General features: G+C 65.2%; 14 protein-coding genes and 1 pseudogene. 6 read left to right on the forward strand and 9 right to left on the reverse strand.

Going from position 1 to position 16900, the window contains the following annotated elements:
• The first annotated feature begins 3 nt into the window (after positions 1-3).
• From V3328_RS03110 to V3328_RS03120, 3 genes are read left to right on the forward strand one after another with little or no spacing between them, the layout of a single operon-like run.
• Positions 4-294 carry a (2Fe-2S)-binding protein gene (locus V3328_RS03110; RefSeq protein WP_340328173.1) on the forward strand — a complete coding sequence of 97 codons (291 nt, stop codon included), beginning with the start codon at positions 4-6 and terminating at the stop codon, positions 292-294.
• The gene (locus V3328_RS03115; RefSeq protein ID WP_340328174.1) at positions 291-1691 is read left to right on the forward strand and encodes an FAD-dependent oxidoreductase; all 1401 of its coding nucleotides are present in this window, start codon (positions 291-293) and stop codon (positions 1689-1691) included. Before V3328_RS03110 ends, V3328_RS03115 begins: the two co-directional genes overlap by 4 nt.
• A gap of 15 nt (positions 1692-1706) precedes the next feature.
• On the forward strand, positions 1707-3164 hold the full coding sequence (locus V3328_RS03120; protein ID WP_340328175.1) for an aldehyde dehydrogenase family protein: 1458 nt from the start codon (positions 1707-1709) through the stop codon (positions 3162-3164).
• 56 nt (positions 3165-3220) lie between these two features.
• Here V3328_RS03120 and V3328_RS26555 read toward each other — a convergent pair.
• The 9 genes and pseudogenes from V3328_RS26555 to V3328_RS03160 all read right to left on the reverse strand — a co-directional run.
• Positions 3221-3345: pseudogene (locus tag V3328_RS26555) on the reverse strand (IS3 family transposase); the annotation flags it as partial.
• Positions 3346-3737: 392 nt separating this feature from the next.
• Positions 3738-4487: a TIGR04290 family methyltransferase gene (locus V3328_RS03125; RefSeq protein WP_340328176.1), complete on the reverse strand. Its 750-nt coding sequence runs from the start codon at positions 4485-4487 to the stop codon at positions 3738-3740.
• Positions 4484-5518, reverse strand: a complete 1035-nt coding sequence (locus V3328_RS03130) for a UDP-glucuronic acid decarboxylase family protein (protein WP_340328177.1) — start codon at positions 5516-5518, stop codon at positions 4484-4486. The genes V3328_RS03125 and V3328_RS03130 overlap by 4 nt, the downstream gene beginning before the upstream one ends.
• Positions 5512-6639, reverse strand: a complete 1128-nt coding sequence (locus V3328_RS03135) for a CgeB family protein (RefSeq protein ID WP_340328178.1) — start codon at positions 6637-6639, stop codon at positions 5512-5514. The genes V3328_RS03130 and V3328_RS03135 overlap by 7 nt, the downstream gene beginning before the upstream one ends.
• Positions 6636-7730, reverse strand: a complete 1095-nt coding sequence (locus V3328_RS03140; RefSeq protein ID WP_340328179.1) for a CgeB family protein — start codon at positions 7728-7730, stop codon at positions 6636-6638. Before V3328_RS03140 ends, V3328_RS03135 begins: the two co-directional genes overlap by 4 nt.
• On the reverse strand, positions 7727-8860 hold the full coding sequence (locus V3328_RS03145; protein ID WP_340328180.1) for a CgeB family protein: 1134 nt from the start codon (positions 8858-8860) through the stop codon (positions 7727-7729). The genes V3328_RS03140 and V3328_RS03145 overlap by 4 nt, the downstream gene beginning before the upstream one ends.
• Positions 8860-9951: a glycosyltransferase family 4 protein gene (locus V3328_RS03150; protein ID WP_378759248.1), complete on the reverse strand. Its 1092-nt coding sequence runs from the start codon at positions 9949-9951 to the stop codon at positions 8860-8862. The genes V3328_RS03145 and V3328_RS03150 overlap by 1 nt, the downstream gene beginning before the upstream one ends.
• An 86-nt stretch (positions 9952-10037) precedes the next feature.
• On the reverse strand, positions 10038-12056 hold the full coding sequence (locus tag V3328_RS03155; protein ID WP_340328182.1) for an NAD-dependent epimerase/dehydratase family protein: 2019 nt from the start codon (positions 12054-12056) through the stop codon (positions 10038-10040).
• Entirely contained in the window at positions 12053-13159 is a 1107-nt protein-coding gene (locus tag V3328_RS03160) for an NAD-dependent epimerase/dehydratase family protein (protein WP_340328183.1), read from the reverse strand. Before V3328_RS03160 ends, V3328_RS03155 begins: the two co-directional genes overlap by 4 nt.
• Before the next feature lie 248 nt (positions 13160-13407).
• Between V3328_RS03160 and V3328_RS03165 the strand changes: the two genes are divergently transcribed.
• From V3328_RS03165 to V3328_RS03175, 3 genes are all read left to right on the forward strand, one after another.
• Positions 13408-14784 (forward strand): UDP-glucose dehydrogenase family protein, encoded by a 1377-nt coding sequence (locus tag V3328_RS03165; protein ID WP_340328184.1) that lies wholly within the window; start codon positions 13408-13410, stop codon positions 14782-14784.
• A 63-nt stretch (positions 14785-14847) separates the two neighbouring features.
• Positions 14848-15849, forward strand: a complete 1002-nt coding sequence (locus V3328_RS03170) for an MDR/zinc-dependent alcohol dehydrogenase-like family protein (RefSeq protein ID WP_340328185.1) — start codon at positions 14848-14850, stop codon at positions 15847-15849.
• On the forward strand, positions 15849-16871 hold the full coding sequence (locus V3328_RS03175; protein WP_340328186.1) for a Gfo/Idh/MocA family protein: 1023 nt from the start codon (positions 15849-15851) through the stop codon (positions 16869-16871). Before V3328_RS03170 ends, V3328_RS03175 begins: the two co-directional genes overlap by 1 nt.
• Positions 16872-16900 lie beyond the last annotated feature (29 nt).

The raw sequence follows: 16900 nt of genomic DNA on the forward strand, positions 1-16900 counted from the left end.
GGCATGCGGTTCATCGATGGCATCAGGCCGGCGGGCGCGTCGGTACGCTTCACCTTCGAGGGGCGGCAGATGACCGGCTTCGAGGGCGAGAGCATCGCCTCGGCGCTCATGCGTGCCGGCGTGCAGGATCTCCGTGTGACCGCCAGGCTCCAGGAGGCGCGCGGCTACTACTGCGGGATGGGGATCTGCTGGGAGTGCGCCGTCCGCGTCGAAGGGCACGGCGTGGTGCGCAGCTGCGCCTTCCCGTTGAGCGAGGGAATCGCCATCGAGCTGGCAGACGGAGAGGGCCGATGAGCCGCCCAGTCGTCATCGTCGGGGCCGGCCCCGCCGGTCTCGCCTGCGCCGGCCGCCTCTCCGCGGCGGGCCGCGAGGTCGTGCTGATCGACGACAACGCGCAGGCCGGCGGCCAGTATTTCAGGCAGTTGCCGCCAGGCTACGAGGTGGCGCCGGATGCCGGGCTGCTGCGCGACAAGGCCCGCCACGATCGCCTTGCGGGCGTGCTGTCGCAGCCCGGCGTCCGCCATCTCGCCGGCACCATCGCGTGGGGCGCGCCCGCACCGCTGACCATCGCCTATGCAGGCCCGCACCGCAGCGGCCGCATCGAGGCCTCCGCCGTGGTGCTCGCAAACGGGGCCCAGGACAGGCCGTTTCCGTTCAAGGGCTGGACCCTGCCGGGGGTGATCTCCGCAGGCGGCTGCCTCAATCTCGCCAAGGCCGATGGCCTAGTGCCGACTGGCAGGCTGCTCGTGGCGGGAAACGGCCCGCTCGTCCTCGTGGCGGCAGCGACCATGATCGCGGCCGGCGCAGACGTGGTCGGCGTCATCGAGGCCCGCCGCACGCGCCACCTTGCCGGGACGGCCCTCAGAGGCATCGGGGCTGCTCCCGCAATACTGCGCACCGCGATCGGCTACCAGCGACGCATACTGCTTTCCGGCATTCGCATCCGCACCGGCTGGATGGTTTGCGAGGCGGAGGGAGGGAACTCGATCCGGCGCGCCGCGATCGCGCCGGTGGGCCCGGACGGGCGACCGGTCCGCGAACGGCGGGAATGGCTGGACGTGGACACGCTGGTCGTAGGCTACGGCCTCATGCCTTCCGCCGAATTCGCGCGAATTCTCGGCTGCAGGACGGAGAGCCGCCCGGATCTTGCCGGGGTCGTTCCGGTAAGGTCCGCACAGCTCGAGACCAGCGTTCCCGGCGTCTACGCGGTCGGGGACGGGGCCGGCATCGGGGGCGTCGAGGTGGCGCTCCTGGAAGGCGAGATCGCCGCCAGCGCTATCCTCCGACAGGTCCCCCAGCCGGCGCTGCTCTCCAGGTACCGGCGCCTCGACGGGTTTCGACGAGACCTCAACCGCGCCTACTCCCCTTCCGTGCCCCTCCGCGCGGCCGGCGAGGACACCATCGTCTGCCGCTGCGAGGAACTGCGACTCGGCGATATCGCCGGCGACGCCAACGTGGCAACCGGAAGCCTGGACCGCGTCAAGACGTCGAGCCGCCTCGGCATGGGCCGCTGCCAGGGGCGCAATTGCCTTCCGGCCGCGGCGGCCGCCCTCGGCCTCTCCGATGACGACGCCGTCTCGACATACCCGCGCAGCCGGCCGCCAGTCCGGCCGGTACAGCTCCGACACCTCGCCTCCGACGCCAATGCCGGTCCGGCGCGCGAACCCGATGAAGCCAATGCACAGCAATAAGAGCAGGAGTATTCGATGACGCAGCATGCAGAGATCGCCCGCCTCTCCCTGGATCCCTTCATAGACGGGAAGCGGCGGCCGGTCGCCGGCACCGCGGTCCATCCGACCTACGATGCGGCTTCCGGCACCGTGCTGTGCGACGTTCCGGTCTGCGACGAGGCGGTCGTCGATGAGGCCGTCGCCGCAGCGAAAGCGGCTCTCAAGGGAACCTGGGCGGCAGTTCCGCCCGCCGAACGCGGGCGTATGCTGTTGCGGGTGGCGCAGTTCATCCGGCGCGACGCCGGCCGCCTGGCGCTGCTGGAATCCCTCGACAGCGGCAAGCCGATGCGCGAGGCCAGGGGCGATATCGAAACGTCGGCGCGGTACTTCGAGTACTACGCGGGGATGGCCGACAAGCTGCAGGGAGACACGATCCCGCTCGGCCAGGACCACATCTCGTTCACCCTGCACGAGCCGATCGGCGTCACCGCGCACATCATCCCGTGGAACTTCCCGCTGGTGACCACGGCACGCGGCCTCGCCCCGGCGCTCGCCGCCGGCGCCACCGCGATCGTCAAGCCAGCCGAGCAGACCCCGCTTACCGCACTCGCACTGCCGGACTACCTGACCGAAGCCGGAATTCCCGCCGGTGTTGTCAACATCGTCTGCGGCCCAGGGGCGGTGACCGGGGCCGCACTGGTGTCGCATCCCGACGTCGCCCATGTGACGTTCACTGGCTCGGTCGCAACGGGCAAGTCGGTCATGAAGGCGGCTGCCGAGCATGTGGCGTCGGTGACGATGGAGCTTGGCGGCAAGTCGCCGGTCGTGGTGCTCGCAGACGCGGACCGGGACCAGGCCCTCGACGGCGTGTTGAAAGCGATCTTCACCAATGCCGGCCAGGTCTGTTCCGCCGGCTCCCGGCTGATCGTCGAGCGCAGCGTCGCCGACGACTTCCTTAAGGATCTCATCGACAGGATCGCGGGCTTCGGCTTCGGGCGCGGCGTCGACAATCCAGACATCGGGCCGGTCGTGTCGCGCGAGCAACTCGACAAGATCGACGGCATAGTCAGGAGAAGCGTCGAGGCCGGCGCGAGGGTTTTATGCGGCGGCAGCGTCAAGAAACCGGACGGACTGGACGGCTGGTTCTACTCGCCCACCCTGCTGCTCGCCGAGGATGCCGGCAACATAGCGGTGCAGGACGAGATATTCGGGCCGGTACTCACCGTGCAGATCGCCGACGATTTCGCCCACGCGTGCGACCTTGCCGAGTGCACCGACTTCGGGCTGGTCGCGGGAATCTACACGAAGGACACTTCCAACGCATTGCGCTTCGCGCGCTCGGTCAGCAGCGGCCAGGTGTTTATCAATCAATATTTCGCCGGAGGCGTGGAAACGCCGTTCGGCGGCACCAAGAACAGCGGGTTCGGGCGTGAGAAGGGACTGGAAGGGCTGAAGGCCTACTACACTGTCAAGACAGTGACGGCACGCATATGAGGCTCTTGGCCCGAGCCGCGCAGCATCTGCGACGGGCCGGCTTTTCGGACACGCAGTTAAGCCAGCATAGCTTGCTCCTCGAACTCGACGGGTTCACATAGCCCAGTGTCGAGTGTCGCTGAGGGTTGTAAAAGCGCTCGATGCAATCGAGCACGTCCGTCCTCGCGTCATCCCTCGTCCTGTTCATCTGACCATAGCCGGCGAAGAGATGCTGCCAATCGAACGGGATTTCCTGATCCATTTATTTCCAGGTCCGTTAAATACCTTCTCTCGACGTTAACGAAACCGGCAACAGGTCAAACGACGTGAGCTACTGTGAGGTGGTACGACCATTTCTTGTAAGGTCAGGTGGGGTGCGCTCGGGCGGTCGTAACTGTGGAATTGCTGTCTTATGTCGACTTCCAGCCGACACTCCCGTGCGGCCCGCGCCGGGAGTGTTCTTTTTTGTAGCCTTCCCATCCACTTACGCTCGTTCCCACGATCGTGCTGAGGTCCCATAGCGAGAGTCGAGTCAAGCTCCCCGCGGTCGGGCCGGGCTTCAGCTCTGTTTTCTCGTCTTGGCGGCAAGCCCACTCAGCACGGCGGTGGCTCGACCATGGTTGGTCTGAGGCCGCGACGGCACAGGAAGACTTCGCGCTCCGGATTCTGCTCGATCGTGAAGCCGGCACTGCGCAGCATCGCCTCTACTGCGGCCTTGTTCGGAATGAACCAGTTGGTCGGGTCGTCGGCGTACCTGTCCTCAACGAAAAACAGCTTCGGATACGCCTCCGTATCGAACACGCTCCACTCCGAAAAGGGATAGTTCTCGGCCAGTTGCGGTGCGAGATCGGAGCCGCGCTGCAACGACTGAAAGAGCATCAGGTCGTCGACGGCGTGCTCGTACAGGAGGTCGAGCGCGAGGAGAGGGTGTCGGAGATGGTAGAACACCCCCATGAAGATCACGAGGTCGAACCGCTCCCCCAGTCGACCCAGATCGTAAACCGACATCTGGCGAAACTCGATGTCGAAACCGGCCTGGTCGGCAACGAACCGTGCCTGTCGAAGATAATGGGGATCGGAGTCGATTCCGACGACGCGACCCGCGCCCCGCCGTTTCATTTCCAGCGAGTAGAAGCCCGCGTTGCAGCCGATGTCGAGCACGCTGCGGCCCTCGAGGTCCTCCGGCACGACGTGCTTGAACCCGTCCCACTTGAAGGCCGGGTAGTCGCCCAGGAAATGGTCCGGCGCCGTCGGGATGCCGCCGATCTCCATGTTGTGGAACCAGGGACCGAGCGCGCGAATCTGCGCCTCAAGATCTTCCTTCACGTCGATGCCGCGCGTCACTCCGCCGCCTCCTTCGGCGCCGTCAGGCCGGCCGGGCGTTCGGAAGCCGAGTCGACGGTCTCTGCCAGTTCCCGCGAGAACCAGTCGATCGTCGGGGGCAGGCCATCTGCGAGCGGTACCACCGGCGCCCAGCCGAGGATGTCGCGCGCCCGCGTGATGTCGGGCCGGCGCCGCTGGGGATCGTCGGGGGGCAGCGGCCTGTGCTCGATCGTCGACGAGGTCGGGACGAGGGAGCACACGAAGCTCGCCAGTTCGCGGACGGTGAACTCCCCTGGGTTGCCGATGTTGACGGCCAGCCGCGGATTCGGCGTCTTCGACATCATGGCGATCAGGCCGCCGACGAGGTCGCTGACGTAGCAGAAGCTTCGCGTCTGCTCGCCGCTGCCATAGATGGTCAGCGGCCTGTTCTGAAGCGCCTGGACGATGAAGTTGGAGATGATCCGGCCATCGTCGGGGCGCATTCGCGGCCCGTAGGTGTTGAAGATGCGCACGACGCGCGCGTCGACCCTGCCGCTGCGGAGCATGTCGAAGCACATGGCTTCCGCCGCTCTCTTGCCTTCGTCGTAGCAGGCGCGCGGCCCGGTGCAGTTGACGTTGCCGAGATAGTCTTCCCGCTGGGGATGCTGCAGGGGATCGCCGTAGATCTCGCTGGTGGACGCCTGGAGAAAGCGCGCCTCGTGCTTACGGGCAAGCTCGAGCATCCGCCGGGTACCCTCCACGCTGGTCATCATCGTGTGCATGGGGTCCGCCTGATAGTGCGGCGGCGAGGCAGGGCAGGCGAGATTGTAGATCTGGTCCAGCGGCTCGTCGATTTCGACCGTATCGCAAATATCCTGGGTGATGAGCGAGAATTCCGGATGATTCTGCAGCGGCGCGATGTTCTTGAGCCGACCTGTCAGGAAGCTGTCCAGGCAAATGACACGGTGTCCGAGTGCAAGCAGCTCGTCGCAAAGATGGGAACCGACGAAGCCTGCTCCGCCGGCGACGAGGATCGTCTGACGCGGCAACCTCTGCCGGGATGTATTCACCATGCCAACTCCCTCGTGTTGCCCCTCGTCGGGCTCCTTTCGGGAAATTTCCGGCGATTGAGAAGGTTCCGGAGTGCGGCGATCATCTCTGCGGCCCGCGCCCTGCCCGTGTGAGCGGCCAGGACTATTTCGGAGGCAGTGTCCGCGATGCGGCGCCGACGGTCCTCGTCCATTGCCAGGGCGGAGGTCACGTCGTCGCTTGAGTCGGCGATCACCACGGCCTCCTGCTCCGGCAGAAGCTCGCCCAGGCCTTCCCAGCGGTCGCTGATGATCGGCGTGCGGCACGCTGCGGCTTCGAACAACCGCACGCTGGGAGACCAGCCGGCAGCGATCATGTCTGCGCGGGTCACGTTCAGCGTGAAACGCTGGCGGCTGTAGAAGGAAGGATGTTCAGGCGGCGGAAGATGGTCGATCCGCTCGACGTTCGCCGGCCACTCGATGTCGTCGGGATATTGCGGTCCGGCCACCACGAATCGCTTCTCGGGCAGGCGGCGGGCCGGTTCGATCAGCAACCTCTCGAGCGTCGGCTGCCGGTCCGGACTGTAGGTGCCGAGATAGCCTAGGTCCCATTTGGCAGGCTCGCCCGTGCAGCGGTAGTACGCCTCGTCGACGGAGCAGTGCAGCGCGACAGCGTTGCGGGCCGCGAAGTCGCGTTCCAGCCGGTCGAGAACCCTTCCGCCCGAGAACGAAAAGTAGATGTCGAACAAGGGAAACTGCCGGGCCGCCAGGAACTCTTCCTTGCCGCCTGTGACGTTGGCCAGGGTAACCGGAGTATCGATATCGTAGAAGCAGAGGAGTCGCGGCCGCAGTTCGGCCACACGGTCGATCACGCCGACTCCCTCGGGAACGTAGGATCCTATGATCACCGCATCGGCCTCGACGACAGCCCGGCCGAAACGGGCGACGAGATCGTCGATGCCGGTGTAGTAGGCGAGTTCGCAGAAGTCGGGCGCCGGCATGTCGCGGTGCGCCGCGTACCATGGAACGTCGCGCTCCAGGAAAAGTGTCGAATGGCCCGCATCGGCCACGCCGCGAAGGAGGCTTCGGAACGTCGTGGCGTGCCCGTTCCCCCAGGACGATGACAAGGACAGGCCGATCACGACTATTTTCAGGGGATCGCTCATTCCGCAGCCTCCACGGCGCCGAAGCTCCTGAACTCGCGAAACAGCCGATCGGCCTCCTTGGCCCGATGCGTATAGGTGTGCGCGGAGAGAACGCGCCTCAGTGCGTTGCGGCCGATGCGGCTGGCATCGTCTCGCGACAGGCTGCGCAGAATCTCGCTCACGTCGCGCCCGTCGCGCGCGACCAGCACTTCCTCGTCGGGCTGGAGAAACAGTTCGATCCCCTCCCAGTAGTCGGTGATCAGGCAGGCCCCGGCGCCGGCGGCTTCGAACACCCGGGTGGCAGGAGAGAACCCGGTTTCGGCCATGCTGGTGCGTGAAATGTTCAGGACGGCCTTCGGCGTGGCGTTGAAGGCGTTGTGCTGTCCGGTCGGCACGTGCCCGAGGTATCGCACATTGGCCGGCACCGCCTTGTCGTGCCAGCCCGATCCGCCGAGCAGAAACCGTTGTTCCGTGCACTGGGCTGCAGGCTCGAGAAAGAACGCTTCCACCCGGGATTCGCGGTCCGGCAACCGATTGCCGAGGAACGCCAGATCGCACGCGAAGGCGGGGTCGGGCGCCACTGGAAAATGGGTGGTCGGATCGAGCGCGTTGTAGATCGGGATGCAGCGTCGGGCGCCGAAGTCGCGATAGGCTGCGACGACCGGATCTCCGCCGCCGTAGGTCAGCACCAGGTCGAGGGCGCCGAGGGCCTGGCGCAACGGGTGGTCCGGTTCCTCTTTCAGTTGCGCCAGTGTCGCCGGCGCATCGACGTCCCAGAACACCTTGATTGCGTCGGGTCCTGCCGCAGCCATGACTTCCTTTAGAAGCCGGTCGTCCTCGAAGCCGACGCCGCTTGCCTTCACGACGATGTCGGCCCGAGCCGCTTCGGCCGCGATCTCCTTCAACGCTTCGACCGTTGCCTCGTACACGACAACCCGGCACCACGGGGGCGGGGCCATGTCCGGATGCTTCTGGCGGTCGTAGACATCCGGTTCGTAGAAGGTGATCTCGTAGTCCAGTGCGGCGAGCGCGCGCAGAAGACCACGGTAGTATGTGGCGGCTCCGTTCCAGTAGGACGAAAGAAGACTGGATCCGTAAAAGGCGATCTTCATTGCGCAGCCTCTATCTGGAGCCGGTGGTCGGCGGGACGGTCGGGGAGGCGAAGGGCGCGGACTATGCTCAGCAGCTCCTCGACGCGGTGGCTGCAGGTGTGCCGGGTGCGGATGGTTTCGAGGCCGGCGGTGATCATCGACGACCGAAGCGCCTCGTCGTGCAGCACGTCGTGCAGGAGGTGCACCATTTCGTCGCCGTTGTGGGCGAGCAGGAAATCGCGACCTGGACGGAACAGGCCTTCACAGTCGTTCCAGGGAGCGGAGATGAGAGGAATCCCGCAGGCGAGCGCCTCGAAAACCCGGATTGTGGGAATCCCCGGCAGTGCTTCGACATAGGGTCGTCTCGGCACGTGAATGGTCGCCCGGTGACGGCTGAAGGCCCGCGGAACCTCGGCATTGGCGATCCAGCCTCCATAGTGGAACCCGGCGCCATTCAAGGCTTCGAGGGCCTTGCCCGGATAGCGGACGCCCCGCACCGTGCCCCTGAGATTCAGGTGCCGCACCGGGTCGATCAGGTACTCCCTTAGCTCCTCGGCCCGTTCTCCATCACCCCAGTTGCCGATCCAGATGACATCGCCGTCCAGCCTGTCGTTCGGGAGAGGACGGAACAGTTCGACGTCGGCCGCTTCGTGCCAGACATGGGCCGGGGGAGTGGAGCCGGCCCTTTGGTAGCGTTCCCGCAGTGCATCCCCGAACACCAGGATCGCGTCGTAGTCGTCGAGGAACAGCGACGCGATCTCGCCCTCGGCCGACACGGCACGATGGTGGGTGTCGTGAAAGAGCAGCTTGAACCGACCGCCGTCACGTCTGATCCGGCCGATGTCCGCCACGAGCTGAGGGTCGGTCCATTCGTGCACGATCACCACGTCGGCCCCGTCCAGGACTGCCGCATGATCGAAGTTTTCGCCGTAGACCTCGGAATGCAGGTCCGGAAACGCCGCCTCGAAATTCTCCAGACCGTCGTGTCCCTGATCGATGAGCAGATTGGTTCGGCTCCAGCCGCCGCTCGGTTCGAGCGCCGTCGCCGAGTGCCCGCGCCGGATCAGGTCCCGCATGACGCCGCGCAAGAAATGCGCGTTGCCATGGTTCCAGTCGGAGACCAGGGAATGGGTGTAGAATACGAAGCGCATCAGGAAGCCATTGCCTTGTTTGACGAGCGCTGACGTGCAACTGCTGACGCCGCCGCTGCCGCGAACACCTGCCGCATTGCCTTCAGTTGCCTGGACAATGTGAACGCTCTCGATCGCGCGAGCGCCTGTCGGCCGAGATCGGCTCGCAAGACCGGGTCGCTTGCAACGCTATTTATTGCGGCGGCAAATTCCTCCGGACTTGCTGGATCGCAGAAGAGGCCGCAGCCATCCCACAGCTCTCGGTAGGTGGGATTGTCGGCAAGAACCAGGGCAGCACCGGCGCTGGCTGCTTCCAGGACCGTCAAGCCGAACGGCTCGTAGATCGAGGGCGAAGCGAAGATCGCCGCCCGGGCCAGATGCCGCCTGGCGTCAATGTTGGAGATCTCTCCGAGCGCGCGCGCGTGCCGTATGTCGATGTACTGACCGTCGGGCCCCCGCGTTGCCCCTGCCATCACTACCGGTGGGCCGGCCAACGCCGCGGCGGCGTCGAGCACCGCTCCGTTCTTGCCCTCGTCCCACCACCGACCCGCAGCGAAGACGTAACTTTCTTTGGGGTGGTCGACCGACAGCGGATGCACCGCATTGTGCACGACGTGAAGACCGTCCAAGGCTCCGTATGCGGCTGCAACCATATCGGCGTGACTGCTGCTCGGGGCCACCACCGCGTCTGCGCAGCGAAGACCCACGCGGGTGCGGTTCTCGTGCCATTGCATCGGCGGGGGAGGCGGCAAGCCGCGAACCGCGCGAAACCATGTCACGACACAGGAATGGGCCATTGCGACGACCGGGACCGGGAGCTCCAGTCCAAAGGCCTGCGAGGGAACGTTGAGCTGGACCAGGTCGACGCGCCGTTCCTCCACCACGCGACGGAGGAGGGATGGAATGACGGCAAGATCACTCTCGTCGAGAGTAGTCCAGTCGAGAGGCGCGTCTGCCCACAACAGGTCGCCGATGCGGCGCGCCTCGCGCCGCTTCTCCTCGTCCGGTGGCGGGCCGAAACCCTGGAACGTGACCTGCATTCCGGCGTCGCGCAGCGAGGAGCCGAGGTCCATTGCGTACCGCCATACGCCGCCGACGGCGTCTACCGTCATGAGGATGCTGCGCGGATCGCCGGGTTGGCGGTCCCGCGTATTGTTCAAACGGGTGCCGGCGTGATGATCGTGGGACTGCCGCAACATCACGCGATCACCTTGCGAGGGTCGGGCTGCTGCAACCGATGTCGGGCGAGCCAGTCGCAGAGACTGGCGAGGCCTTCGCGCCAGGAGACGCGCGGGCGCCATCCTGTCAACGCAGAGAGCTTGCGCGTGTCGGCAACGAAGTAGAGCTGGTCGCCCTGTCGCCAATCACCATAGGAATACGCAGTGCGGTGGCCGACCAGACGATCGATCTGGCGCAGGACCGTATTGATGCTGACCGCGTTGTGCGGGCCGCCGCCGAGGTTGAACGCCTGTCCGCTCGCCTGGTCGATAGAGGCATGGAGCCCGCGATATGCGGCGATTGCGTCTGCGACGTGCAGGACGTCGCGGACCTGCTTGCCGTCACCGTAGACGGATATCTGCTCGCCCTTGAGCGCCTTGAGAAGGAAGTGCGCGACCCATCCCTGATCTTCCGTTCCGAACTGATGGGGCCCGTAGATGCAACTCATCCGAAGGACGCAGCTGCGGAGACCGAAGTGCTTGGCGTAGTCCAGCACATACTGGTCTGCGACGCCCTTGGAGCATCCGTAGGGCGTGCACAGGTCGAGGCCCTGACCTTCGCCGATGCCGTGGCTTCGCAATTCCTCGTCGGCGGGAATGTACCTGTCGTCGAGCTCGATCATCTCCAGGTCTTCCAGGCCGCCGTACACCTTGTTGGTGCTTGCGAAGACGACCGGGATGTCCCGACCGGCCTTGCGAACGGCCTCGAGCACGTTGATGCTGCCGCGAGCGTTCACCTCGAAGTCCTGCAGGGGATCTTCCAGGCTGGAGGTTACCGCCGTCTGCGCCGCCAGGTGAAAGACGGCCTTGGCGTCCGCGATGGCGTCCTCGAAACCTGCCGGATCACGAACGTCCGCCAGCACGGCGTGGACCTGCGATCCGTGTTCGTCGCGCAGCCAGTTCAGATTCTGCTCGACCCCTTTGCGGCTCAGGTTGTCGATGACGACGACGTCCTCTCCGTCGCGCAGAAAACTGTCAGCGAGATTGCAGCCGATGAAGCCGCTGCCGCCGGTAATGGCGATCGGCCTAGCCCGGCCCGTGACGGAGGGCGCGGCAAGTTCGGTGATCGTCCGCACGTGCGAAACGCCGCCGTCCATCAGAAGGCGCGCAAGCAGCTTCGGCCGGTTGGCGTGATCGACGGCACCTAGATGATAGTGACGCGGGTCGAACCAGTGACCTTCCTGGACCGCAACGTCGCTCGGTACATCGCGCCAGCTATACCAGTACATCCGCTGTACCGGCGCCTCGAGCGCATCGAGGAAGCGCTGCGCCTGCTCTGCTTCGTCCCGGCGCCAGGTAGAATATCCGGTCTCGGTAATCCATATCTCCGCGTCGCGGTTGTAGCGGTCGGCAATCTGTCGCGTTTCCTCGATGTACCGGTCCCACCCAAGCCAGCTTCCTTCTTCGCTGTCCCAGGTGCCGGGGAAGCCGTGCAGTCCCACGGCGTATACCTGCTCGAGGACGCCCCGCTCACCCATAAGGTCGATCCAGTGGGCGTCAAACGGGCAGGGCCCGCCGAGCACCGGACGCCACCCGCGCCGCTTTGCCCAGTAGGCCGCGCCGCCCACCATCTCGCAGAACAGCGTGTAGTCGATGTCCTCGCGCCAGTCCCAATCGAGCAGGTTGTTCGGCTCGTTCCACAGCTCGATGTAGCGGAAATGCTTTCCGTAGCGGGTCAGGACATGGTCGATGAAGTCGGCATAGTCCTTCAGTACACGGGGCGCGCCGGTGGTCTGTCCGTTCCGAGACAGGGAGGGCGGGGTGTAGTGGATGCAGGGTAGGACGTCGATGTGACGGCCGAGCTTTGGAAGGAGCCAATCGTACCAGTCCTCCCCGCCCGGCGCGAGGTACTCGGCCCACGACAGGTGGGTCCGCACATAGGATGCGCCGGAAGACAACAGGTCCGGCAGGGTTTCCTCGGTTCTCTCGTACTCTCCCGGGCGGAACCATTCGACGAAGCCATACGTGCGCTCCGAACGGGAGGGCGGAGCGGCATTCATGACACCAGACCCCGCTCTTCGAGCTGGCGCTTCATCTCGGCCCCGCGATCGGTCGCGCTCGTGCTCTGAACCCACTCCGCGAACTCGCCGACCGTCTGTTCGAGGCGATGGCGGGGCTCGAATCCGAGCAATTCCCGCGCCTTCGATATGTCGGCGAAGCAGTGGCGGATATCGCCGGTACGCGCGCGATCAAGGATCTCCGGTGCGATCTCCGGGACGCCGAGCGCACCGGCCAGGAGGTTCGCCACCGAGGTGATCGTGTAGGCGCTGCCGCTGCCGATATTGATGACGTGCCCTGGAGCGTGCGGCTTTTCGTAGGCCAGTCGGAAGGCGCGGGCAACGTCGTCCACGTGGATGAAATCGCGGCGCTGTTCACCGTCCTCGAAGATCATCGGCGCCTGGCCGTTCGTAAGGCGGGACGCGAAGTTCGCAAGCACGCCGGTATACGGATTGGACAGGGCCTGCCCCGGCCCGAAGACGTTGAACAGTCGGAGCGCGACCGCTTCCACGCCATAGGCATCGCCGAACAGCAGGACCGCCCGCTCCTGCATGTATTTGGTGAGTGCGTAGATCGAGGCGAGATCTACCGGCTTCTGCTCGTCGGTAGGGACGGGAGTGAGTTCGTGTCCCTGCTCATCCACCGGATTCCAGCCGCCGGTCTTGAGGTGCTCGCGCCGCCGCCGGACGTTCTGGCGGCGGTGCCCGTCGCGGTCGGCATAGAGCCCCTCGCCGTACACGCTCATGGAGGAGGCAACGACGATCCGCTTGATGTTGCTGTCGATCATCTTTTCCAGCAGCACGGCGGTCCCGAGATCGTTGGCGCCGACATAGCGGGCGATCTCGTACATCGACTGCCCGACGCCGACCTCGGCGGCGAGGTGTATTACCCCGTCGGTGTCTCTCAGAGCATCGGCCACGAGGTCCGCATCCCGGACGTCGCCATGAATGACCTCCGCTCCGCCCGGAACGCTTGCCGCGGCGCCGTCGTGCACCTGTTCGACGAGACTGTCGAGAATTCGCACGGCGTAGCCGTGCGCGAGCAGTTCGTGCGTCACCCTCCGGCCAACGAAGCCGCATCCTCCGGTTACCAAGAGTCTCTGCACTGAAACACCCGCTGGCTGGATTGAACTGCTTCACCAATGCAGTGATGAGCCAGAGGTTCCCTCACATGTCTCTGATGAATCCGGGGATATACCTAGGACCTTTGATAGCTTGGCTTCACTTCCGGTGATTTCCGCAAGTGCAATGACATCTTGATCAGCAGGAACCCAGCCGATGCGGGTGCGTTACGGACTCAGCCGCTGGGGGCGGATCAACGCGTATCCAGGTACGCAATACGGGACAAATCGATATGAAGTTGGCGGTAGTCGGTGCCGGTTATGTTGGTTTGACCACCAGCGCATGTCTTGCGGAGCTGGGCCACTCGGTGACCTGCGTCGATTCCGATGCAAGCAGGATTGCGATCCTGCAGGGTGGGGGCGTGCCCATCTACGAAGAGGGTCTGCACGAGCTCATGCAAAAGAACCGGGCGGCGGGACGTTTGACGTTCTCCGCCGACCTCCGCCCGGCTGCCGGTCACGCGGATGCGATCTTCCTTGCCGTCGGCACCCCTTCGCGACCCGACGGTGATATCGATCTCAGCCATATCGAGACGGCCGCCAGACAGCTAGCCCGCGACATCAGGCACGATGCGGTGCTGATCATCAAATCGACCGTCGTGGCCGGAACCGCCCGCAACCTCGGCCGCCTCGTCGCGCGCGAGCGGGGAGGGGACGCGGTCTCCGTCGCCTCCAATCCGGAATTTCTTCGGGAGGGGACCGCGATTGCCGACTTCATGACCGCCGATCGGATAGTTGCGGGTGCCGACGACGATCTCGGGGCGGACCGGCTCAGGCGGATCTACGCGCCGCTGCGCGCTCGCGACATCCCCTACCTGGAAATGTCCACCGCCGATGCCGAGATGGTGAAATACGCCGCCAACGCCTTCCTCGCACTGAAATTGGGTTTCATCAACAACGTCGCCGATCTGTGCGAGTCGACCGGTGGCGACATCCGAAACGTTGTAAGCGGAATTGGCCTCGATCGCCGCATCGGGCCATCGTTCCTGTCTCCCGGGCCGGGCTACGGCGGCTCCTGCTTTCCCAAGGATACGCGCGCCTTTGCTGCGTTGGGAAAGCGAGCCGGCGCAAGGCAGTGGCTGGTGGAGCGCCTGATCGAAGACAACGAAGCCCGGAAGAGGAAACTGGCTCAGCGGATCATCGACGATATGGGCAAGGGGGGGCGGCCCCGCCGCGTCGCGGTTCTCGGCCTCGCCTTCAAGTCAGGTACCGACGACGTACGCGAATCCGCGGCGCTGACGATCATCCCGCTGTTGCAGGCCTCAGGTGCCATTGTTCATGCACACGATCCGAGAGCATCGCGCGCCGCGGCAGAATTCCTGCCCGGTGTGCGCTTCTCTGACGATTGCTATCACGCCTGCGGCGACGTGGATGCCGCTGTTGTGCTCACCGAATGGGACGAGTACCGCCATTTGGATCTGAGGCGCCTGGCTTCGGTCATGCGCGGCCGATTGCTGTTCGACTTCCGCAACATTCTCGATCCCGCAGAAGTGTCTCGCCACGGTTTCCGGTATCGCCCGATCGGCCACTCCACCGGCCCGTTCGGGAAGACGGCCGAAGGCCAGGGCGTGGCGGATATCTACGGCCGCGCCGCCGCTTATCCAGTGTGAACCATGCAGCGACGATCCGCACGGGTCGCAGCATCAGGTCGAGCTGAAAGGCAGAGCAGATAAATGAACATTTCGACGCAAGTGTCGGCGCCTCCCGGCCGGATTCGGACGATGCGCGCGGCGGTCCTCACCGGCCCTGGTCAGCTCGAGGTTGTCGACGTTCCGCTCCCGGAGCCGGGACCAGGGCAGGTGCGCGTGCGACTTGAAGGATGCGGCGTGTGTGCCTCCAACCTCACGCCGTGGGCCGGACCGGACTGGATGGAATTTCCCACCGCGCCTGGAGACCTCGGCCACGAGGGATGGGGCTGTGTGGACGCCGTCGGGCCGGATGTGACGGACGTCGTTCCAGGCGACCGCGTTGCGGCACTGTCCTACCGGGCCTATGCCGGTTTCGATGTTTGCAACGCGGATTGTGTGGTGCCGCTGCCGGAGAACCTCGCCGGCCAGCCGTTCCCGGGAGAGCCGTTGGGATGCGCCATGAACATATTCGACCGCAGTGCGATCGAAACGGGCCAGACCGTTGCCATCATTGGAGTCGGATTTCTCGGCGCTCTTTTGACCTCCCTTGCTTCCGCCGCCGGCGCGCGCGTCATCGCCATTTCCCGGCGCCCGTTCTCCCTTGATGCAGCGCGGCGGATGGGTGCCGACGAACTGATTGCGCTCGATGACCACTGGCGCATCATCGAGGAGGTCCGCGACCTCACCGGCGGAACGATGTGCGACCGTGTGATCGAGGCGACCGGCAAGCAGTGGCCGCTTGATCTCGGCGGCGAACTCACGCGCGAGCGCGGTCGGTTGATCATCGCTGGTTACCATCAGGACGGTCCCCGTGCGGTGAACATGCAGCTCTGGAACTGGCGCGGGATCGACGTCGTGAACGCGCACGAGCGGGATCCCCGGGCATATATCCGTGGAATGCGAGCCGCCGTGGAGGCCGTCGCTTCGGGCAGGCTGGACCCGTTCCCTCTGATCACCCACAGCTATCCTCTGGAGCGGCTCGATGAGGCGCTCGACGCGACGCGTGACCGCCCCGACGGTTTTCTCAAGGCATGGGTGCGGATGTGATGCTGGATCGCACCGAACAAGGTCGCTCGACCGGCACGCTCAAGCCTAGGATTGCGTTTCTGGGAACCGGGTGGATCGGCTTGAACCGCATGGAGGCCATGGTCGCCGCGGGAAGTGCGGAGGTCGTGGCCGTCTGCGATCCTTCAGAAGAGATGCGCTCGAAAGCCTGTGAACTTGCATCCGAAGCCGAGGCGGTGGGTTCGCTGGAGGAAGTGCTCGACATCGCACCGGACGGCATCGTGATTGCGACTCCGAGTGCGCTCCATGCCGGGCAAGCCATCGCCGCGCTCGAGCGAGGCATCGCCGTCTTTTGCCAGAAGCCGCTCGGACGAACCGCCGCGGAGGTGGAAGAGGTCGTCGCGGCCGCCGCGAAGGCCGACCGTCTGCTGGGTGTGGATCTTTCCTATCGCTGTACCGAAGGGATGACGCGCATCCGGGATCTCGTCCGCGCGCAGGAGTTCGGGCACATCTTTGCGGTGGAGCTTGAATTCCACAACGCCTACGGACCCGACAAGGACTGGTTCTACAACAGGACGCTGTCGGGCGGCGGGTGCCTGATCGACCTGGGCGTTCATCTGGCAGACCTCGCACTGTGGACGTTGGACTTCCCGCAGGTGGAGACCGTGCAGGGTGGACTGTTCAGAGGAGGGCGTCGATTGGGCGGCGGTTCGGAAGAGGTCGAGGACTACGCTGCCGCCTCGATAAGGCTGCAGACCGGCACGTCTGTCAGGTTGAGTTGCTCGTGGAACCTCCATGCCGGGCAGGATGCCGTCATTTCGGCCAGGTTCTTCGGCACCGAAGGATCCGCCCAGTGGCGCAACGTCGGAGGCTCGTTTTTCGACTTCACGGCCGAGCGCTACCGCGGGACGGCTGCCGAGGTGCTGGCCTGCCCGCCCGATGACTGGGGGCCGCGGGCCGCATGCGCCTGGCTTCGCCAACTCTCTCTCGATCCCGGCTTCGATCCAGGCGCTTGCTCATATCTTCATTCGGCGCAAATCATAGATCGGATCTACGGCCGCTAGCACTTGCCCACCTGCGCCCGGCGGCAAGT

The sequence above is a fragment of the Microbaculum marinum genome (assembly GCF_037855135.1).
Taxonomy (GTDB): domain Bacteria; phylum Pseudomonadota; class Alphaproteobacteria; order Rhizobiales; family Tepidamorphaceae; genus Microbaculum; species Microbaculum marinum.